This is a genomic window from Halohasta sp. A2 (genome assembly GCF_056175805.1).
The window spans coordinates 1-22,447 of record NZ_JAQFWV010000053.1 but is presented as its reverse complement, the minus strand read 5'-3'; the positions used below and the strand labels follow the sequence as shown (position 1 = coordinate 22,447).

10 protein-coding genes are annotated in these 22,447 nt (G+C 57.0%); 1 reads left to right on the top strand and 9 read right to left on the bottom strand.

The features are described 5' to 3' along the window. Positions 1–142: 142 nt before the first annotated feature. Together O2S87_RS13520 and O2S87_RS13515 are read right to left on the bottom strand one after the other, a co-directional pair. On the bottom strand, positions 143–1,375 hold the full coding sequence (locus O2S87_RS13520; RefSeq protein WP_475409313.1) for an RNA-guided endonuclease InsQ/TnpB family protein: 1,233 nt from the start codon (positions 1,373–1,375) through the stop codon (positions 143–145). A 172-nt stretch (positions 1,376–1,547) separates the two neighbouring features. Then, entirely contained in the window at positions 1,548–3,311 is a 1,764-nt protein-coding gene (locus tag O2S87_RS13515; RefSeq protein WP_475409312.1) for a PAS domain-containing protein, read from the bottom strand. A 548-nt stretch (positions 3,312–3,859) separates the two neighbouring features. Between O2S87_RS13515 and O2S87_RS13510 the strand changes: the two genes are divergently transcribed. Beyond that, complete coding sequence (locus O2S87_RS13510; RefSeq protein ID WP_475409311.1) at positions 3,860–5,722, top strand: methyl-accepting chemotaxis protein; 1,863 nt, start codon at positions 3,860–3,862, stop codon at positions 5,720–5,722. Positions 5,723–5,950: 228 nt separating this feature from the next. Here O2S87_RS13510 and O2S87_RS13505 read toward each other — a convergent pair whose 3' ends face one another. The 7 genes from O2S87_RS13505 to O2S87_RS13475 all read right to left on the bottom strand — a co-directional run bounded on the left by O2S87_RS13505 (position 5,951) and on the right by O2S87_RS13475 (position 22,167). Beyond that, a complete protein-coding gene (locus O2S87_RS13505; protein WP_475409314.1) occupies positions 5,951–6,286 on the bottom strand; it encodes a sensor histidine kinase in 336 nt (111 codons plus the stop codon). 88 nt (positions 6,287–6,374) lie between these two features. Then, a complete protein-coding gene (locus O2S87_RS13500; protein ID WP_475409310.1) occupies positions 6,375–6,899 on the bottom strand; it encodes a PAS domain-containing protein in 525 nt (174 codons plus the stop codon). 3 nt (positions 6,900–6,902) lie between these two features. Next, positions 6,903–16,760: a PKD domain-containing protein gene (locus tag O2S87_RS13495; protein WP_475409309.1), complete on the bottom strand. Its 9,858-nt coding sequence runs from the start codon at positions 16,758–16,760 to the stop codon at positions 6,903–6,905. 451 nt (positions 16,761–17,211) lie between these two features. After that, positions 17,212–17,430 carry a hypothetical protein gene (locus O2S87_RS13490; RefSeq protein WP_475409308.1) on the bottom strand — a complete coding sequence of 73 codons (219 nt, stop codon included), beginning with the start codon at positions 17,428–17,430 and terminating at the stop codon, positions 17,212–17,214. 42 nt (positions 17,431–17,472) lie between these two features. After that, the gene (locus O2S87_RS13485) at positions 17,473–17,847 is read right to left on the bottom strand and encodes a response regulator (RefSeq protein WP_475409307.1); all 375 of its coding nucleotides are present in this window, start codon (positions 17,845–17,847) and stop codon (positions 17,473–17,475) included. 39 nt (positions 17,848–17,886) lie between these two features. Next, the gene (locus tag O2S87_RS13480; protein ID WP_475409306.1) at positions 17,887–20,061 is read right to left on the bottom strand and encodes a sensor histidine kinase; all 2,175 of its coding nucleotides are present in this window, start codon (positions 20,059–20,061) and stop codon (positions 17,887–17,889) included. A gap of 99 nt (positions 20,062–20,160) precedes the next feature. Then, on the bottom strand, positions 20,161–22,167 hold the full coding sequence (locus O2S87_RS13475; protein ID WP_475409305.1) for a bacterio-opsin activator domain-containing protein: 2,007 nt from the start codon (positions 22,165–22,167) through the stop codon (positions 20,161–20,163). Positions 22,168–22,447 lie beyond the last annotated feature (280 nt).

Sequence of the window (22,447 nt, the reverse complement as noted above, 5' to 3'; positions counted from 1 at the left end):
TTTGTGCTTCATTGATCGCGTCATCAAGCTCTTTTTCCGACAGATGTTTCACCAACTTGGTCCGACGAGAAGCCTTCATTAGCGCCTATACGCGCTCCGTAGATTCAAACATAGCGCAGACCACTCTTGCGTTCTGGTTGGCTCACGAGAGCTCCGCTCTCGTGAACGTCCCACCATTCACACGCACGTCTACTTGTGCGTCTCCGCTCCCCGACTTGGGCGAGGAATGGAGGCTGTGTGTCCGCTTTCGAGCGTACCGTAGCCCGATGTTCTTCGCGCCGTTGTAATCCGCGTTCACCTCATACCCACACTTCTGGCACTCAAAGTGTTCTCCCTGGCGGTTATTCTCGTGGGTGAACCCACAGTCCGTCCGAGAACAGCGTTGGGATGTGTAGTTCGGCTCGACCTGCTCCACGGAGACACTCTGTTCAGGGGCTTTGTAGGAGACGTACTCAAACAGGCGTCGGAACGCCCAGACGTGGTGCCACTTCGCGTGTGGAAGCCGCTCTCGAATGTCGCTCAAGTCCTCGAACGCGATCACGTCGCAGTCGTGTTTGACAGCTTCCGAGACGAATTCGTTGGCGACCGTGTGGATGTACTGTTTGCGCCAGGCTTCTTCACGCTTGCCGAGGCGAAGCAGGGCGTTGTGTGCGGCCTGCGTGCCGCGCCGTTGCATCTCGCCACGTCGCTTCTCGAACTCACGACACCAGTGGTCGTAGTCGTCCCCTTGCCAAAACGTGCCGGTTGAGGACACAGCGAGGCTGTTGACGCCGAGGTCGATGCCGAGGACCGTTTGGTCGGAGTGCCCGGTATCTTCCGAAACCTCATCGTCACCGTCTGTCCGCCGCGTCGAAATGTTGAGGTAGAACTCGTCAGTGGCCGCGTCGTACCGAAGCGTACTCTCGCGGAACTCGTAGTTCTCGGAGAGTACGTACCGCTCGTAGGGCGTCGGACTGTCTGTCGGGAGAACGAACGACGGTTCGACTCGGCCCTCAACAGTTGCCAGCGACACCTTGTTCAAGTAGAAGGTCGCGCTCCGCGTGTCGTAGTCCATCGTTTCGGCGGTGAACGTCGGTTGAGAGACGCGCTGTCCCTTTTTCCACCGTTCGACACACGCTTTGACGGCTTCGACAGCGCGTTTGATAGCGGCTTGGACAAGTTGGGCCTGTAGGTCTGTCTCCTCTCGAAGTTCGGAGTAGAGCGCGTCACGAACCTCTCGCTTGTTGGTCTTACACTCGGTGTAGGAGGTGTCGGACCAACAGTAGTCGGCGGTTCGGTTCGCGCAGTACAGGTATTGCTCGGCGGTTCGGTGGAGTGCGTCGCGTTGCTCGTCGGAAATAACGAGTTTCACGACGGCGGTTCGACGCACGTCCATAGTTTCAGGGAGTACCCGACGGTACTTATAAAATTGGGAGTCGGTCGGTCGCAGTGTGGCGGTTGTGTCGTACCATATCGGTTTCGTCCCCGACCTACTCGCTCACTCCGTTCGCTCCTTGAGGTCGGAGGCTCCACCTCGAAAATGCTGAATCAGTATGATAATTGTTCTGTCAATTTTCAGGTTTGAACTCGTCATTCGAGCTTCCAACCGGCAATTGCAACGTTATTATACTTCCTCGGGGGTCGTTATCCGTGATTATCAACTCGCCACCGAGCGTCGTTGTAATCCACTTCATTACCGATAACCCAATCCCTAGACTGTGACCGAGCGGTGTCTCCTCACCTGAGTTGATTGCATGTCGTTCAAGTTCCGGAACCCCGGGCCCATTGTCAGCGATAGTTACCCGAAACTGGTCTGCACCTAAGTCATGCTGAACCGTGATCGCCACTTCAGGTATGGGCTGCTCGGTGTGTTTGATTGCGTTCGTGACGGCCTCATCGATGGCATTCGTGAACAATTCTGTGTTCCGAACGTGAATGTCTCTAACCTCTCCGCCTGTATAGGTAATATTCACATCTGGATACTGTCTTTGATACGTTTCGACAAGCGACAGTATATCAAGCAGCTCCCACCTCTCGTGAGTTTCGGCTCGATCCCAAATTGAGCGAATCTCTGCTGTCTTCTCGCCGATATTTTGCATTGATGCAGCTTGCTCTCGAATTGCTGCAACTGACGCTCGACGAGCCTTGGGGTCCAACTCTCCGTCTTCCAATAACTCTGCGTGACCGTCGATTACGTTGAGCGCATTCCGCAAGTTATGTCGCATAACACGATTCAGGACACCAAGCGTCTGTCTTGTGAGCACGTCCTCGGTGATGTCCTTGGTCATTCCAACGAAATGAGTTATGTCGCCTTTTTCATTCGTAACTGGGGTAATGGTCTGTTTTGCTTCGTATAGCTCACCGAATTTTGTCTTGTTGACAAGCTCTGATTCCCAGACATCACCAGCGGTAATCGTCTCCCACAACTCTGCATAGAACTCTTTGTCCTGCTGACTTGATTTAAGAATCCGAGGGGTCCGACCGATAGCCTCAGTAGGGGTATATCCGTTTACTCGCTCAAAGGTAGGATTGACATACTGAATCGTTCCATCCGAATCGGTGATCACGACTGCTTTCTCGGACTGCTCAGCCTGTACTTTGAACAACGAGAGATCCTGTTCGTATCGCTTCTCATTGGTGATGTCCTGTTGATAGCCGAGGTAGTTCGTGGCTGTTCCCGAGTCATTCCAGATTGGAATAATTGTGACACGGTTCCAGAACATCGACCCGTCTTTTCGATAGTTTCGTAACTCAACTGTAACAGGCTCTTCAGCAGCAATTGCTTCCCGCATCCGTGCAACTGGTTCCTCACGTGTGGCTTCTCCTTGAAGAAACCGACAGTTTCGTCCGAGAATTTCCTTGCGGTCGTAACCGGTTTGCTCGGAAAATCCACCATTAACGTGTATGAGTGGATTATCGGGTTGGGACGGGTCCGAAACCGTGATGCCGATGGGAGCTTGATCCGTCGCTTGATTGTAGAGCAACCGGTCACTATCAGAAGTTGTCCCAGTAATCGGGAACACCGACGTTTGTATCTGTTCGATGTCGTCCCATTCGACCACCGAACTCACGAGGATGGCGCGTTGTGGCTGATCAGTGACCGTTTGCAACTCAACATTCAATCCAGAGGCGCGTTCGTCGCCACTGTCGATGCGGGCCACACGCTCCCGGAGTGGTGAGCGGTAGTCCGACGTGACGAGATCCACAAGTGGAGTGCCAGTGAGTTCCTCTGGGAATTCTACCCCTAAAAGTGCACAGACCGTGGGGTTCGCGTAGACGATGTCTAGATCAGAGTGAATAAAGAACAACTCCGGCATCGTCTTTGTAAGCATAATTGATCTATACAGTCGAATAGGGAAGTATCTACGGAGGCCCACCCATCGGATTATTAATCATATCGTTTCTTTTTATTATAAGCTATAATATTATGCAATGCTCGATGTGAATAAGCCAATTCTGTTTACTAGATACATTCGATATGTTTGTACGCCAAGTAGTAGTAATGTCAACAGGCTCTGTGTTGTTTCGCTGGATCAGCCATGATTCAGGTGAACTTAGGAGTCAATTCATATACTCCAAAGTTGAATTAGCAGTTAGCACCTTTCGGCATCGGTCCAGCAGATCTCTGCGGGGCTCAAACAGCAGTCGACCGCAACTGATCAAGTCGCAGCACGTCCAACGAGTCTGAGTGCGACTAGTGATGAACTCTACGAGCGGATCGACCAGTTCCGGCTTGACAAAGACGAGTCAGCAGATGTCGACGATATCGAACAGACGTAACCCGAAGCTTCGGTTTTTGCTTGAGAAGGAACCTTGTCTACGTACTAAATTCGATAATTTGCCCACTATATTTATATAATACCTGTTCATTACATTCATAATGAACTGGTTACTCAATAGACTGATCGTGGGCGATTCAGACGTGCAAATCGACAGCGACGAGACTCCAGATACTGATGAGTCGGAGGAGTCGGTCGACTGGTCTGATCTCTCGGATACCGATATTGAGACCATACAAACCTCTCATCCCGAGACGAAGGGTAAGCCCCCAGAGGATACATCGGTACTTTCAGAACCACAAACTGGAACAGAATCGACATCTGACCAGTCGACTCCCGACGAGACGGTTCCGGTGCCACCTGATGACGCTACGGTTGTATCGGATTCTCATTCTCCACAACCTGAGTCCATAGCCGAGACAGCCACACTTGATACGGAGCTGTTGTTATCGAATATGTTGGGTGGGCTTGATTCACCGACGATTATGTTCGACGCCGACGGAATGATTCTCCGTCTTAATACGGCTGCGTGTGAACTGTTCAACACGGAAAGAATAGAAGCGGTTGGTCGACCGGTCGCTTCTGTGCACACTGGCTCTGATCGAGTTCCACAGGTAATTGCTACTGGTGAGCGACTCTCCGAGTTCGAGGAGTCAGTGACCGTCGACGGCGAGCATCGACGACTGAGTCGAACGGTTATCGCGTTTGAAGAAGCGTCCGGAGCTGTTGTCGGTGGAATGGAAATCGCCCGCGACATCACCGAAATTGCCGATGAACGCGAAAAAACTGAGGCTCTTACCACGTACCAAGACACAGTGATGGAGCATCTCCATCAAAACATGGTGGCGTTTGCAAACGGTGATCTCACTGTCGACCCGACGATCCCAGAACCGGATGCCGACTTCGAGGAGATGCAGGTCGTTTACGACGAGTACACCGAATTCAATGATGCCCTGTCGACGGCAATCGATAATTTCCAAACCGTGCTGTCGCGGTTGACACTCCTTGCAGACGATCTCGACGATACAAGCCAAGAACTGAGTGCCAACAGCGAGGAGGTCACCGCTTCGGTCGAAGAAATCAATCATTCGACCGAGGAAATCGCCGACGGGACACAAGATCTCGCAGAACAAACGGACGAAGCCGATATGGCTGTCTCCTCGCTGACAGCGACAATCGAGGAAATCACTGCATCAGCCCAAGAGATGGATGCCGAAACCTCCCAGGCCAGTAAGCTAGCCATCGATGCAGTAGAGGATGGATCATCGGCGGTCGACCGGATTCGAACGGCGACAGCTGCAACCGATACTATCGCCACTGAAGTCGACACACTGGAGACAAAGATGCAGGAGGTGGGCTCAATTCTCGATGTGATCTTCACGATAGCAGACCAGACAAACCTGTTGGCGTTGAATGCAACAATTGAGGCAGCTCGCGCCGGAGAAGACGGGGCTGGCTTCGCGGTGGTGGCCGACGAGGTAAAGAAACTCGCCGGTGAAGCCCAAGAATCTGCAGCAGATATTGAGACGATCATCACGGCAGCACAGGACCAGACATCGACTGTCTCGTCACAGATCGACAAAACGGCAGAGCAGGTTTCGACTGGTGCCGATGCGGTTGAAAACGTCATCGACCAACTCTCGGAGATTGAACACACAATCGAACAGACTAGTGCGGCCACCGGTGAAGTCAGCACGGCCGTCGAAAATCAGGCACACAGTATGGACGATATGAGTACAACAATTGAGACGGCAGCTGCTCTAAGCGAAGAGTTATCGGCCTCACTGCAAGAGATTTCTGCTGGACTCAGCCAACAGTCGACTGCAACAGATAAAGTTGCATCACGAGCGGTCGAACTTAGTGCGACCAGTGAAGATCTCTACGACCGGATCGATCGATTCCGCCTCGACAAAAGTGAGTCTGCTGAACTCGACGAATTCAGCGAGGTCGAGTCTCAGACCTGAGAATTACTGAGTGACTATTAATACTCTACCAGAGAAAGGCAGTGTGACACAGTATACTATCCTTTGTGTCGATGTTGGTGGAGAAATTGATGGGATCGTAGAGACGATGGCTGGGGCCTTCAGTTCGCACATTTCGGTCGAGACAACTGACTCCGAGGAGTCGGTTCACCATCTCGATGGCCAAGCGGTAGAATCGAAGTCAGTAAGACTGACTTTCCCAGAGTGAACTCAGAGTTTGCGCGTTTCTGTCTGTGGAGCAACGAGGTCGACGCTCGTGATTTCGAACCGTGCACCGCCCTTTTCAGCGTTGGTTGCGCGAATCTGCCAGCCGTGGGCCTCAACGATCCGCTTGATGATAGCTAAACCAAAACCGGTTCCTTGGGAGTTTGTGGTGTACCCTGTCTCGAATACCGCTTTTTGTTTATTGTCTGGAATCGGTTCGCCGTCGTTTTCGATATAAAAGCCAGTTTCAGAATCAAGAACGCCGACAGAAATGGTGACTGATTCACCTCCGTGTTCGATTGCGTTCCCAAAGAGGTTTTCAAACACCTGGCTTAACCGAATTTGATCAGCTTGGATCTCGACGTTCGTGTCGATGACGAGTGTGGCGTTTTTCTGATCGGTATTCTTCCAACTCGATCAGACGACTGTTTCAAGCCTGATCGGTTTGGTGTCGGTGACCTCGGAGATGCCACTCCCAGATGCCGGTGCCGGTCTCTTCGAGGGCCAATTCGAGTCGCGTACTCAAGGCTTCAACCTCGTGTTCGCGCTGCTTGCGTTCGTTGATCTCCCTGGCGATCACGAGAATACACAGCTTCTCGCCCACGTAGGCTCGCCGCATACTCACCTCGACCCAAAACAGCTCTCCGTCACTATTCTTGGCGTGCCACTCGGAGATGTGGGGCTCCCCTTGGGCGGCCTTTTGTACCTTCTCGAAGGCCTGTTGCGGGGTGTAGGGGGGCGTACCGGAACTCAGCTCCTCGACGCTGAGCTCACGGGCTTGCTCGCGGCTGTAGCCGTACATCTCGCACATCGTCTCGTTGACGTCGACGATGGCACCCGTCTCGGCGTCGTGAATGAAGATTGCATCGTTCACCGAGTGAAAGACGGTTCTCAGTGTAGCTCCCGAGAGCCGCTCTTCGGCCTGGTTTCGCGTCGAGTCGGTATCGTCTGTCATCAGTTATTCTGATTCAGATTCTGATTCAGATTCTTCGAATCGGTCGAACAGTACGGTAGCACGCTGACGAAGCTCGCTATCGTCCGAATCACTTTCGGCGGTCGACTCCGCACTCCTTGGTGTAGGCCAACGGAGTACCTCGATTTCATCACCGAAATCAACTGCTAGCTCGCCAGCCCAGACAACGAGATCGTAGTCAGGCAGGTCAGCCGTAGTGATCGTGTCGACCCCATCGCGGTCGGCGTCGCTGAACTCCGTCGACTCGCTGTCGGCGACAGCGACGACAGCGATGTCGTCGGTTAGGTTGCGGTCGTCCCGCTCGTTCATCAGTGCAATCGCCGCCTCACGGCTCCAGGCGTCGTCATCGGAGCCAACGGCAATTCGGAACCGTGAGCGCTGTCGACCGATGAGGAACAGTGCCCCGGCCAGCGTCGCGAGTGCCGAGAACCCGCCAATACCTATGAGCACGGGTGTCGTCAGTGTGATGCCGAACAGCTGTGTCGCCTCGTTGGCTGCCGACCCGTCTGCCGATCCGGAACTACCGTCTGCAGACCCACTCCTATCGGAGCCGCCGGAGTCCGACGTCTCACCTGTGTCGGTTGTCTCATCCGCGTCGGTTGTCTCATCCGTCTCGGTCGTTTCTTCGTCTTCTGTGGGCTCTTCATCCGTGTTATCCGAGTTAGGACCCGGCTGTGTCGACGGAGTTGGCGACCCCGAATCGGAGCCACTACCGGATTCCGGCACTGTCACGGCGAACTCGGAAAAGCCCGGGGTATCGACACTGAACACGTAGTGATCACTGGACTCGGAGATGAGTGTGCTGTCGTGCTCGACCCACCTATCCTGCGTGGTATTGTATCGATCGAACGTTACGGAGTCGCTATCGGCCCCCGATGGGAGGCTGTCTTTCCGTACTCTGTAGTTGAACGACGTCTCGCTGAACTCCTCGCTGTCGATACTGTAGGCCTGTTGGACGTACTGCGTCGTGTTTCTGTCCTCGACATCGCGGGTGTGGTTCACCGGCGTCGACTGGTGAGTGAAGTCCATATCGAAATCACCCTCGTAGTCCGTGTCCATCGAGACGGTGTCCATTCCCATCGCAGTCGACCGCGTTCCGGGTTTGGAGACGTTGATATCGAACGTCGAGTTGTCTTCGACGTTCTTGGCGTCGAGATTGACCTCCGCGCTGTCCGTGTCGACATCGGCGTCGACCTCCTGGACGACGACGTAGGTCTTGGTGTTCGAGAGCCAGACGTCGATCTGCGGCTCGTTGCCCGCGTCACTCATGATCTGGAGTTGGGCGTCTTTGGTCCCTGTTTCCGATGGCGTGAAGTTTACTTGGATGTCCCGCTCCTCGCCTGGTTTGAGCGAGAACGGCGCGTCGCTTGCTGTCGCGATTTCGAAGTCGTCGGCGTCGTTGCCGACCATTTGGGTCGAATCGACACTAAGGTTCGACAGCGAGTTGTGCAGGTTCGTGACTGTAATGTTAGAACTTACAGTCTCACCAACCGTCACGTTTCCGAAGTCGAGGTTCCGTGGATCGGCGTCGACTGTGGGTGCGACTGCCGACCCATCAAGGTCGAGGCTCGTGGTCCCAGCAACCGAGTCGTTGCTCTCGACGGTGAGCCCAGCGGAGTAGTTCCCGTCGTCTTTAGGCGAAAACGCAACGGTGACCGCCTCGGTGTCTCCGGGTGCGACCGTCGTCGGCGTGCTGGTCACGTTGAACTCCGAGTCGCTAGCTCCCGTGACAGCCGCCGAGTCGATACCGAGCGGCTGGGTGCCGTAGTTGGCGATCCGCACTTTCTCGGTGACGTTCTCGCCGGTCCCGACTTCACCGAAGTCGACATCACCGTCGGGAAGCCCGATCTCCGGTCCGTCGCCATTCCCGGACAGCGTGACGAGCGTCACGGTTCCGTCGGAGGCCTCCAACCGAAGCGTGGCGGTCTGTTCACCGTTTTCGGTCGGCTCAAAGTCGATCCCGATGTCGGTGTTCGAGTCGCTGTCGAGCGATCCCGGGAGGTCACCGTCGTCGGTGATCTCGAAGGCATCGGCCGATTCGCCGGTGATCGAGAGCTCGTCGATCTCGGCGTCTGCACTCCCGTTGTTCCAGACGTTCACAGTTTGGGTGGAACTGTCCCCAGTTGAGACATCTCCGAAGTCGTACGAGGATTCGACGGCACTGAGGTCGCTTTCGACGCCAGTTCCGTTGAGGTCGACCGTGAGATCGCTCTGGTGGCTGGCGTTGTGCGAAAGCGTCAGCGTCGACTCATTGGTCGTCGCGGTTGTCGGCGAGAAGCCGACGCCCACTGAGCGAGTCGAACCGGGCTGGATCACGGGCAGGGAATCCGCTGCGTCACCGACGAGTTCGAACGCGTCGTCATCGACGGTAGCATCCGTAATGTTCAGCGGTGTCGTCCCGTCGTTAGTAATCCGGACGGCGCTCGTGTTCGTCGAGTTGATCGTCATCGTTCCGTAGTCGACCGAACTCGTGTCACTGGTGGCGTTCGGTCCACGGGCGGTAATCGTGGTCCTGTTGGTCGCTTCGTTGCCCGACGGGTCGCTGACGGTGACCGATTCGCGGAACGTACCGGGCGAGTCGTAGGTGACGTTTTGGATGCCGTCACTGGAGTCGACGACAGTCACGTTGCCGGTGATCGACCAGTCGTAGTCGTCAACCGCATCGTTGTCGGTCGTCTCCGTCGCGTCGAAGGAGACGGTGTCGCCGACCGCCGGCGAGGTGTCGTTAGCTACCAACGAGACCTCCGGTGGAGTGCGGTCCTCGACGGTGATATTCACCGTGTCAGTCGACTCCGCCCCATCGGCGGTGGTGGTGAGTTCGACGGGGTACTCGCCGGGCGAGTCGAAGGTGTGGGTGAAGCTCTCGCTGTTCGATTCGACATTTGTCCCGACGCGCCACTCGTACTCCGGCGTTGAACCGCTAGGGAAGTTCGACCGGTTGGCGTCGAATGAGACCTCACTGCCGAGAGTCACTTCCCCACTACTGGCCGTAATATCGGCATCGAGGTCTTCGTTGAGGGTGGCGCTGGCCGACTGGCCGTCGGCCCCATCCTCACCGTTTTCATTCTCGGCTCGGTCGAGGACGATCTCGAAATCCCCGTCCTCGGTGGCAGTATAGTTTGTTTCATAGGTGTATACACCACCGTCACGGGTCTCATCGAAGTCGGATCTATTGAACGTCGAATCGGTCGTCCCGTCGCGGGTGAGTGTCATATCGAGTGCCGATAGCGGCTGGTCGGCCTCAACCGAGATGTCGAGCTTTCGGTTGTCAGGGTTGGTGAGTGTCACGTCACCCTCGTCGATCTCTGGTGGGGCCGAGATGGTGATGTTCCGTGTCTGCTCGTCCGAACCATCGTTGTCCGCGTCGTCAGTCGCAGCCGTCAGTGTCGCCTCGTAATCGCCATTGCTTGAGCCCTCGTAAGTGGACGTATAGGTGTAGACCCCAGCCTCCTCGCTCACGTCGAACTCCTCGGTAGTGAGCGTCGCCGATTCTGGACCGGAGAGATCAACTTCTAGATCCGCCAGCGGTTCGTCGCTCACTATCGACGTTTCGACCGCTTGTCCGGTCGGGTTCGAAAGCGAGAAATCTTGGATGGTTGGCTCGGTGGTATCTTCGACGAGTACCAACACGTCGTCGCTGTCATCGTAGTCGCTGGTGTCGTTGACCGAAAGTGAGACGTTGTACTTCCCAATGCGATCGAATGTCTGGTTGGGTGAAACACCGGTCAGTGTCTCGCCGCTGGGGAGTGTCCACTCGTAGCTATCGATAGCGGCGTTGTCGTTCGACCCGCTCGCATCGAAGCTGAACTCCTCGCCACGCTCGACAACGAAATCAGAGCCTGCATCGGCAGTCGGCGGCGTGGTGTCGGTAACATTGACCGAGAGACTGGTTTCGTTGGTGTTGCCCGCCTCGTCGGTCACAGTGAGGTTCACCGGATAGACCCCCGGGCCGGGCTGATCGTCCGGCGCGAATTCGTAGGTGACGTTTTCGCCCGACTGTTCGGTCGACTGATCACCGGGGAACTGTGGGAAGGTCCAGTCGTAATCGGTGATCGCGGTCCCGTTCGGTTCGGAGTCCATACCGGTGAACTCGACGACATCACCCTCGTCGACACTGATGGTGCCATCCTCGATCGTCTCGTTCGCACCCGCAGCCGCATCCGGCGGACTAATGTCTCTGACGTTGATGTAGGTCGTTGTGAGAGAGCTGTTGCCCCGTCTATCGGTCACGTTGAGTGTAACCGGTTTGGTGCCGTGGGTGTCGTACCCATCATAGGTCACATTCTTGCCTTGCTCATCGGTAGTTCCGTCCCCCGTGAAGTCCCACTCGTAGCTGTCGATCCCCTCGCTGGCTCGTGAATCGCTTGCATTGAGCGTCACTTCCTCGAACTGATCGACCGTTTCGTTCGCACCGGGGTTGGCGATGACGAACGTGTCGTCTTTGACCGTCACGTTGAGCGTCGCGGTCTCAGTCTGATTGGCCGTGTCCTCGACGGTCAGCGTCGTTGTGTAGTTGCCATCATCGTCGTAGGAGTAGCTGACCGACTCGTTGTCTGGGTCGACCGGGTAGCTGTCTTCTCCATCGCCGAAGTCCCAACCGTAGCCGTAGATTCCCTGATCGTCAGTGGAGTTGGCGGCCGAGAAGTTAAGGCCCTCGTTGATCGTCGTTTCGTTCGAACCGAATGCCTCGGCGACCGGTGGCTCGTCGGCACTGACAGTAACCGACTTATTATCGCTCAGCTGGACGTCGGGATCATCGTCGAAGCCTCCGTACTCGACGACGTAGCCGTCGATTTGTCCGTTGTTGTACTCGAAGTCGTTCCACTGTCCGTTTGCGTAGTAGTGGCCGAAGTCCTCACCGCCGTACCAGTGGTTCGGCTCGGCACCGGCCCAGTTGGTGTACTCGCCGTCGACTGGGTCGCCGCCGCCGTTGGTCTCCCCATCGTAGGTCGACTCCGGTTCGCCGTTGATGCTGCTTTTCTGGGTGAAGAATTCGGTCCCGCGGTACTCACCGCTTTCATTTTCGCCCTCGGGTCCGGTGACCCAGTGCCACTCGCTTTCGTTCGCCCGGTCGGAGGCCCCCATCCATCCCTTGCCGTTGAGTTTGTCGGCGATGAATTCGTTCTCTTCGTCCGAACGCACCGTGGCGAGGTACCCACGGAGACCGAAGTGGTCACGATCGGCGGCCGCCTCGCGTGCGTCGAACCACTCGATGCCCGAGTCGTCGACGAACTCGTAGTAGTGGCCCGTTTCCGGATTGTAGAGGCTGTCGTTTCCGAGTGTGAAGGTGATCTTGCGGTCGGCCTCGTCGGGATCACTCGCTGTGTTGTTGTACGTCACGTTCCGGAGTGCCGACTGGTAGTCCACCGCACTGGCGTTGCCTGACAGCGAGAGAACGCCGGTGTCGGCGTTGTAGTCGTCGTCGATTCCACTTCCCTTCGGGACGTCGGTCACAGTAAGCTCGTCAGCTTCGGGGTCGAAGCCGTCGTCGATGCTGACCTCGGCACCCTCAAAGAAGCCGTCGTCGTCGATCTCGATGGAGTCGTCGACCACGACCTCATTGTCGTACTGGACGAAGTCGGTCTCGCCGCTGGAGGCGTTGATCTCCGGCGGGTCGGTCACGTCGACGGTCAGTGAGTCGGTGTGTTTGTTGCCCTCGAAGTCGGTGGCGGTGAGATTCACCGTGTACTCGCCCGTCGAGCTGTAGTTGTGGGTGGCCTCCGCACCCGTGGTCCTGTTGCCGTCGTCGAACTCCCACTCGAAGTTGTCGAGGCCGACGTTGTCCGTCGAGTTCGTCCCATCGAAGGTGATTCGCTCGCCGGCGGTCGCCGAGATGTCCTCGCCCGCATCGGCGACGGGGTCGGTCGTATCGGTGACAGTGACGTTCATCGTGTCGGTACCGGTGTTGCCCGCCTCGTCGGTCGCGTAGAGGGTGACGGTGTAGTTGCCCGCCTCGTCGTAGGTAACTGACGATTCCTCGCCGGTTTCGTTGATAGCACCGTTGCCATCGGTGTCCCACTCGTAGGACTCAATGTCCGAGTATTCCTCAGTGGAGTCCGAGCCGTCGAGGGTGAGCTCGTCGCCTTGACCGATGGTCTCATCACTGCCTGCGTCGGCTGTCGGTGGAGTGGTGTCCTCCACCGTGACCGATTTTGTCGCCGACGCCTCGTTGTCCTCGGTGTCAGTGAGCGTTAGCGTTGCCTCGTACGTGCCGGGTTCATCGTAGCTGTGGCTTGTCGTTTTTCCAGTGTCGTCTTCATCGTCGCCGAAGTCCCACTCGTAGCTGTCGATCCCTTCGCTGGACTCCGAGTCGCTCGCGTCGAAGTTCACGGTGTCGCCCTCGTCGACCGTCTCGTTCTCGCCTGCATTGGCGATCAGAACGGCTGGCCCCTCGACGGTGACGCCGAGTTCGTCTGTGGCCGTCTGTTTCGTCGAATCGCGAACAGTCAGTGTGACCGTGTACTCGCCGTCGTCCTCGTAGCTGTAGGTGATCGTCTCGTTGTCGGGATCGAAGTCATAGACAGTTTCGTCGTCGAAGTTCCACTTGTAGTCGTCAATGCCGACCACGTCGGTCGAATTGGAGGCGTCGAACTCGATTTCGGCGTCGGTCTCGCTCGTGATATTGTTTCCAGCGTCGGCCGTCGGCGGGGTGTTCGGTGTGATAGTCACCGTATGATCATCTGCCGGGGTAGCGGTCGGGTCTGCGGGGAGACCGCCGTACTCCACAAAGTAGCCGTCAGCATCGAATGGCGGGGAATTCGCCGATGCGTCTTCCCACGTCCCGTCGGGGCAGGAACCCGGTCCTGCACAGAGGTAGCCGTAGTTTTGACCGCCGAACTGCGGGAACTTGTTATTCGGCTCGTGCCGTGGGTTCCAGTTGGTGTAGGCGTCGTCAACCGGATCGCCTCCGCCGACGGTACCCTTCTTGCCGCCCGCATAAGGGCCGAACCCAGCGACATGGCCCGCCGTCTGGGTGAAGAAGTGCTGGCCGTCGCCGCCCTCGTCGAGGCCTTCGGGTCCAGTGACCCATCGCCAGATGCTTTCGTTGGCCTCGTCGCTGGCTCCGATCCAGCCGCCGCTGTCGAACTCGTCGCGGAGGAACTCGTTTTCGGCCTCGGAGGTGATCGTTGGAAGATAGCCCTCCATGCCGAAGTGAGACTGATCGTTCGCGTCGTCTCGGGCATCTTCCCATGTGATCGATTCATCGTCGACGTGTTCATAGTAGCGACCAGTCTCGGGATTGAACAGCACTTCGTCCGCGTCTTCGGTGAGACTGAAGGCGACCGATCGCTCGCTTTCGAGCGGATCATCCTCGGTGTTGTTGTAGGTCACCGTCCGGAGAACCGCCTCGTACTCCTCCGGACCTGGATCTTCTCCGTTCTCGTCAGTGAAGGTTATCTGCGAGCCGTCGATGGAGCCGGTGATTCCCAGATCGTCTGCCTCAGTTACGTCGTAATCGAGTTCGTCAGTCGTGCCATCGTAACCGTCGACGATGGTAACGGTCGCACCATTGATCGACTCGTCGCCGTCGGTGATGTTCAGGTTTGGTGAGACCGTCACCTCTCCTTGTGTCTCAATAAACTCCGCGTCGTCCGAATCGGCCCGGAGGCCAGTCGGCTGGTCGACGATGTCGATTGAGACTGTATCGGTCGAACTCTCGGGGTTCGGATCCGAATACAATCCCGTGTTCGACCCACCGACCTCATGGTCGAGGTCACCAACGGCTTCGCGTCCGACCGACCCCGAGACGGAGACGGTTACCGTCTCGTCTTTGTCGAGGTCGACCGTCGCCGAGTTGAGGTCGTTGCTGCGGCCGGAGTCAGTTTCGCCGCCGGTCGTCTCGTAGGACCACTCGACGCCGGTGAGTCCCTCCGAGCCCGTCGGAAGCGTGTTGTCGAGTTCGATGTCCGATGCGTTGTTCGGGCCCCTGTTGGTGATCTCGTACTCGTATTCGACGGATTCGAGCCGGTCGACGCTCTCGGTTGGCTCGTCTGTGACTGTCGTGCTGAGGTTTGCTGGAACCTGCACATCCACGTCACTGATCGCGTGAGTGTTGGTCGAGCCACCGGTCGAACCCGAAAAGCCCATGTAGAACACCTCGGGCATCGCCGAGCCGATGTCGTCTTTATCATACGTGTCGTCGACGACCGTCTCCCAACTCTCGCCATCGTCCCAACTCATCTGGAGTTCGACACCAATATCATCCTTATCACCAGCTGTCGGATCGACAGTGAGGATCACGTCCCGCCAGCCGCCGTCGATGTTCTGTGGAGGATCCTCCGTCGTCAGATGAGGATACCACGGATCGTCACCGTTTTTGGCCCGGTCACCTGCTCCGCGGAGTGTGGCGGTCTGAGGTCTCTCGCCAGGGCCGTCGCCGTGACCTGCTTCGCCGGAATTCGCAAAGTTCCCAAACTCGTCAAGGCCGACACCAAGATAGCCTGCCGAGATACCGGGATCACCGGAGTAGCCCAACGATCCACCGTAGTCCCCGGTCTCGAATGTCGTCGGTTCAACCTGGGATCCGTTGAGCAGGAAGAACGTGATGCCGTCGGCACCGTCGCCGTCGTCAGCGTAGTAGCTGAACTCGGCGGTGATACCGAGGCCGCTCGAAAACGGTCGCTCATAGAGGGCCGTCCCCGCTTGGTTACCGTCATCTTCGGTTAACCGGAGACTACTTTCGCCGTCGACATCCACGCCGGTTACCGCATCGCCGTCGGTCCGCCAATCTTCGATTTCGTCGGTCGGTGCATCGAACTCCTCGCTGACCGGCAGACTCGAACTACTATTGATCGTCACGGTTCGAGTGTCCGAAAGGTTCAATTCGGGGTCCGTATCGAGGCCGCCGTACTCGACGATGTAGCCGTCGATGTCCGGGTCTTCGAAACCGCTTTCGTCGAAGTCCTGCCACTTCGATTCGGTAGAATAGAAGCCAGCGTAATCCTGTCCTTCATAATTGTTGGGCTGTCCGTCATCTACGGCCCAGTTCGCGAACTCGCCGTCGACCGAATCACCGTCTGCGCCACCCGACCAGAACTTGACACCTTTCAACTCGTCCGGGTCGGTTTTACCTTCGGGCCCAGTCACCCAGTGCCACTCACCTTCGGTCACCGCATCGCTTGCACCGAACCAGACTTCCTTGTCCCCGTCCCAGAGGTCGTAGACGTGCCTGTCTTCGGCACTCGACCGAACGGTCGCCAGATACCCCCGTTGGCCGAGGTAGGTGCTGTCGTTGGCCGCCCCCCGTGCGTCATTAAACGAGATCTGGCTGTCCTCGACGTACTCGTAGTAGTGACCGGTCGACGCCGAGTAGTTGGTCCCGAGTCGGAACTCGATGGATCTATCCTCGTTGTCGGGATCGAGTTTTGTGTTATCGAACGCAACTGTCTGCAACACGGCTTCGTACTCGCGTACCTCCGCATCGCCAGTCAGCGAGAGCACGCCAGTCTCCGAATCGTAGTTGCCGGAAACTCCGACATCCTCCGCCACCGTCTCGTTGTACTTCAGTTCGTCACCCGATTCAAAGCGATCGGTGATCGCCGCCTGTGCGCCATCGATCTCTGTCTGCCCATCTGGATCAGAGAGGTTCAACTCGGGGTCGACGACTGTCGCGTTGCCCGAGTCGGCATCGTACTCGACGCTGCCGGAATTTGTCTCGACCGACGGGACGGAATCTCCATCACCATCTGCAGTTGCTACGCCGCTGGCGAGCGGCATCACCAAAACCACTGACAGGATCACTAGCAATGGCAGCATCAGCCCCCGGAGCTGTCGATTCGCCCGCTGGTTCCCCATCATCGACTCCCCCCAGCCCTCGATCGCTGTATCGGTCCTGCGTGACACACCAATCGAGGTATAGTAGTCATTGTAGATGGCCCGTACCGCCCAGACCGCCGTACCCTCGTCACCTTTCGCGGAGTTGTTCCGCCCGCTCCAGTAGCCCGATACAGGGTATTGGCTATCCCGTTCATGCTTCTTCTGGGTAAGTCAGTACCATGGCTTCTCTCACGTCATGTGAAGGCCGTCGACGGCTGGCCTTCGGTCAAAACCAGTTGGCAATACGATATTTCGAACAGCCTGACCATCACTCGGTCGACTAATACCTACATATGACGGCTCTCCGGTTGAACTGGTCGTCGGTACGGCCACCCGAAGCCACACACCGGCTGACGGTGTGTTAGCAAGTAGAGATCGATGGCCGCTGTCGACCGATTCAGGTCGTGATTTTCGATGCCGATGAACGACCGACTATACCCAACGCGAATATTGCGGGTCGTCCCTGGACATCGCTCTCTTATGCATCCTTTTCTGCGTCTTCGTCATGACGCCGCCAGAGTGCGACGATGAGTAGTAGCACAGCAATCAGGCCGACTGCCACTATCCAAGATGGCCCAGAGTCATCTACGGCCGTCGTCGTCAGGGTCTCCTCACCGACACTGAGGTCGTACTCACCAGCTACATCGGGAGTAAAGCTGAATTCGACTGTGTCGGTTTCTCCGCCAGCAACGGTCACCTCTTTGCTGTCGACCGTACGACAACAGGTGGCCAACGGCAGCTACCGGATGGCTTGCTCGATACGGTGTGTCAACAGTTCATACGAAATTGTACAGAACGATTTCGGGACGAAGTCAGTCACCCCACGCTCGAAGGCCGTCGAGACGGTGTCTTCGGACTCTTCGCCGGTAAACAGGATGAACGGTAGTTGGGGGTGATCGTCTCGAATCGCTTCGAATAACTCTAAGCCGTCGACCTCGGGCATCGACAGATCGCTCAGCACGCAGTCGACGCTGTTTTGTCCAAGCTGATCAAGGCCGTCGCTCGGCGTTGCCGCCGTTACTACCTCGAAACCGTGGCTGGAGAGCATCTCCGCATGGATCTGCGTCGCACGACGGCTGTCGTCGACGTAGAGGACCCGAATCCGATCACACATGGCAGTACTACAGCTCACGGCGGCATAGCTCTACCACCGTCATATGTCGGTAGCGGTCCCATCGTCCGTAGCGGTCGGTTCAGCGAGTGGGAGCCGAACGGTGAACGCCGCCCCGCCGAGCTCGTCGGCCTCGCCGATCTCAACGCGTCCGCCGTACTGCTCGACGAGCGTTTTGACGAGATACAGCCCAAAGCCAGTACCATCGCTGCCAGTGAGCGTTTTCCCCTCGATGAACACTGCATCGCGGTCAGCTACGGGAATGCCGGGGCCGTTGTCGGCGACCGTTACAAACGCCATCTCATCGTCGACCGTCCCCGAGACAACTACCTCCGGGGCCTCGGAGTCGTTGTGGGTGATGGCGTTGGTCAGGAGATTGCGAAACAGCGCGCCGAGCAGGTCGTTGGCAGCGACGTCGACATCGGGCACACCATCGGTTCGGATCGTCGCCCCCAAGTCGATCATCGAGACCCTCCCGATCTCGCGGTCGAGCGTCTCACACAATCCCATGGGCACCAGCGAATCACCCAATGAGGAAATGACAGACATCAGCTCACGGGCCTGCTCGGTGAGGTCGATGATCCGATCGCTGCTGGCGGCGATCTGTGCAACGCGCTCATTTCGGTCGGCCGTGGCTTCGGTCAGTGTGGTCCCTTCGCCAGTTAGCCCTTCCTTGGCTGCCGAGGGACCCCAATCGGAACCCAACTGTCTGGTCACGGTCGTAATCAGGAACGCTTCGTTACGGATATCGTGACGAACGAGTTTATTCAGTAGTTCGAGGCGGTTGTTTTGTTCTTCGAGTCGCTGTTGGACTCCCTTGCGGTCGGTGATATTCGTCTGAATACCGACCATCCTGTCCGGCGTTCCGTCCTCGTTATACTGGACGACGCCGCGAGTCTGAATCCATCGATGACTGCCATCGGGGAGGTCGACCCTGAAATCGGCACTGTAGTGGCCATCGCCGTCGACTGTCTGCTCGAATTCGCGTTGGACATCGTTGAACTCCGTATCGGAGAGTCGGTCGGCAAACGCCTCGACAGTGTTCGGAAACTCCCCAGGGCCATAGCCGTAGAGTCGCTCGGATGCCTCGTCGAAGAGCAACTCATCAGTATCAAGATCGATTTCCCAGACGCCGGTATCGGTCTCGTCGAGTGCGAGTTCCAGCCGGGTGTTGAGCGTCGTGAGCCGCTGTTCGCGGCGATGACGGGCAGTGACATCACGGATCAATAGCTGGCTTCCAATGGCGGTCTCACCACGAACGAGTGTACTAATACGCACGTCGAAGATCCCCCTGTCGGTTTCGACTGTCGAGGACTGTCCGGTCGACTCGTCGAGCGCAAACGGCGCACCGAACGGACCGAGGGCGTCAACGGCGGGGGTGCCAAGCAGGTCATTCGCATTCCCGTCAAGGAAACGACGGGCGGCCTCGTTGACGCTGACGACGAACCCACCGCTGTCGAGCGTGACGATCCCGTCGTCGAACTGTTCGAGCGTGGTTCGATTGGCGACCGGCACCGCCTCGAACAGATCGTGGCGGTAGACAGTGTAACTAAACGTGATCGCCGTTCCGATATACGCATAGCCCATGTAGTTTGGCGTCGGTTCCGGTCCGAGTCCGAAGACGTGTGCCAAGGCACCCATTGCTGGCAATATCACTCCCACAATCAGGGCGAGCAGTTGTTGACGATAGTCTCCTTGGGCGTCGCTGGCAACGCTGACGAGGAGGACGATTGCCGCAAGCAAAAACGCGTAGCCGTAGACGACATACAGCCAAAACAGCGGGCCGTACTCGTTCGAGAGCGCGATGTAGCCGCCCACTTCACCGAGGCTCTGTTGGTAGTGGAGCCCATGGAGGGAGTTCGTACCCACGCCAACGAGAGTAATCACTGGGAGAACGAACAACGCGGCGTACTCTCGACGCGAGAGATCGTATCCGACATACACCAGCACGTAGGCCAATATGAACGCCACTACAGGTGCGTCACCGAGGTAGATAAGTGCGTTCACCAACTGTTTTGTTTCCAGCGTTGTGGCGGCTTTTCGTACCACAAATAGTCCGAGCGAGAGCGCAATTGAGCCAACAAGCCCGACGGCAAGCAACTGTCCCGGCGCGCGTCGACCAGCCTGTCGACGCCAGAGTAAATACCCCGTATTTACCCAGAGGAGTGCCGACCCGAACAACAACGGCACCACGCCGGGATGCGCTTGCCATTCCATACGAACCTATCGAGAAGTCCGATAGAAAATATTTCGATTACACCACTTACATGAAATTAACATGACGGCCGATTGGAGAGTGGTTCAGCGACCGCTCACCTACCGATAGAAGTCAGTGAAGAGCTTCTGCTGGGCGGTGCGGAGATGCTGGAGAAACGTCGAGTGGGCAACATTGAGCGACTCGGCGATTTCTGTGGCCGAACTCCCTCGTGGTTTCTCGAAGTAGCCGTGATGGAAGGCCGCTTCGAGTGCGGCAGCCTGCTTGTCGGTGAGTTTGCTTCTGTCAATAGTGCACACTTCTGTGGATCCCGTACCGGAGTGCGTGGCTTCGGTCACCGAGCGTACTGAGACGTCCACAAACGCCGCTTCCACGCGTTCGACGGTCGCCCGCACGGCATCTCGTGCCGGGAGTTCGACGACTAACTCCGCCCCACTGGTGTCGACAGTAGTAGAGCGGATGACAGCGCCCTGATCGATCAGCAGCGACTCCGGTGTCGGAGCGTCGACAACGACTTGAAGACGAGACGTGGGTCCCCCACCAATCGTTTCCACAGCAATGATTTCAGGGTAGCCAGCGAGGATTGTTCTGAGGGCGTCGACTGCTGCCCCGTCCACTGAGAGATACTGCAACCACTCTCCGTCGGTGTGGCGAAGGGTTCCGTTGACTGTGATTGTCCCATCGTCAGTGCTCCCCATCTCACGAGCCACCGCAACCAGATAGTACGCCTCGTCGGCCACACGGAGGGTTACCTCGACGGTATGGTCCGAGGCAAGTGATTGTTCAGTTTCGACGGTGTGGATGCCAAAGGCGACGCTATCGGCAAGCGATTCGAGTAGCCTGCGTTCAGTTTGGTCGAAGCGATTGGCTTCGGCGTGATAGATTGCTAACACACCGTAGGAAATCCCATTGTACGAGAGGGGAATCGCCGCTCCCGACCGGTAGCCACTCGTGAGTGCCTTTTCGCGCCAGTCTGTCGGGAACAACTCTTCGAAGTCACTGATGTACCGACTGTCGCCCGAGCGGACCGCCCAGAGACTCGGTTCGCTGTCGGCTGCCTCACTTTTTAACGAGTAGTCGACGGCAGACAAGTAATTCGCATCTGTAGTCTGTGCGTGTGTGTCGCCGCTCTGTGCTCGCGGTGTGAGCGTTCCATCTTCGGGCACGCCGATCCACGCCAGTGCGTAGCCATGGTCAGTCAACAGGTCCACGACGCCGCGCTCAATCTCCGCTCGAATTCGGGCCGCAACGAGGACGTTGTGGACATCCCGGTTGAGATCCCGCTCCCATTCGAGTTCTCGCTGCCGTTGCTTGCGTTCGGTCACGTCACGGATCGAGATCATGACTGCCCGCTCACTGTCGTGTCTGATTCCTTGGCCAGTGTACTCGCAGTAACGAATCTCCCCGTCTGGAGTGACCAGCCGAACCTCATGGAGTTGCCCGCCACCTGAATCCTCTTGCCAGTGATCGACAACACTTCGAACGTCGTCTTGGTCGTCGGAATGGACAATCTCGCTGAGCCGTCGGGGCGACTCAAACCACGTTCGGGGCCGTCGTGTAAGCTTGATGAGCCGCTGATTGTAAAACGCAACCTCGCCGTCTTGGACGATTATGATACCATCACTGCTCTGTTCGGTTAGTGATCGGTAGCGGCGTTCGCTCTCGGCGATTGCTTCTCGGAGACGAGCTGTCTCGACAGCCCGCCGGATCTTGCTGGTGAACACCGACAACTGATCGACTCGCGGATCCTTGATAACGTAATCCGAGACGCCCGCATCGATAGCTGCCGATGCAACGTCTTCGCTCCCCTCGCTCGTCGCAAGAATATAGGGGAGCCCTGGGTGGTCTCGACGAAGCCGCTCTAAGAGTTCGAGTCCGTCGACTTCGGGCATCTGGTAGTCGGCGACAACGCAGTCGATTTCGAGCTCTCCGAGCCGTAACATCGCTTCGTTGGGACTGAGCGCGATATGAACAGTGAGGGATGGATACTCGGCTTCGATATCACTGGCGACGAACTGTGCCCACTGCTCGTTGTCGTCGACGAGTAACACTGTGATCGGCTCGTCACGAGTCTCCGGTGAGTGGGTGACTGGTTCTCTACCCGGCATTGTCACGAATCGAAGTGTTCCGACTGGCAATCATATACTGGCAGTTAGGGTGTACATATATATATCACCTGTATACCACACACATTTATTTTGCACGAGAAATACAGAACTCAACACTGCCTCACTGGTAGTTACTTGACTTCGCACCTTATGCTGGTGTAGCGCGTAGATGACGTGAAAATCGGATGCTTCCACTCACGTCGTTTCTGTCTTGTACCGCTCCAATTGACGAATTAGCGTGCTTTTCGACCCGGCAAAAGTACCATGCCAAGACCTACGT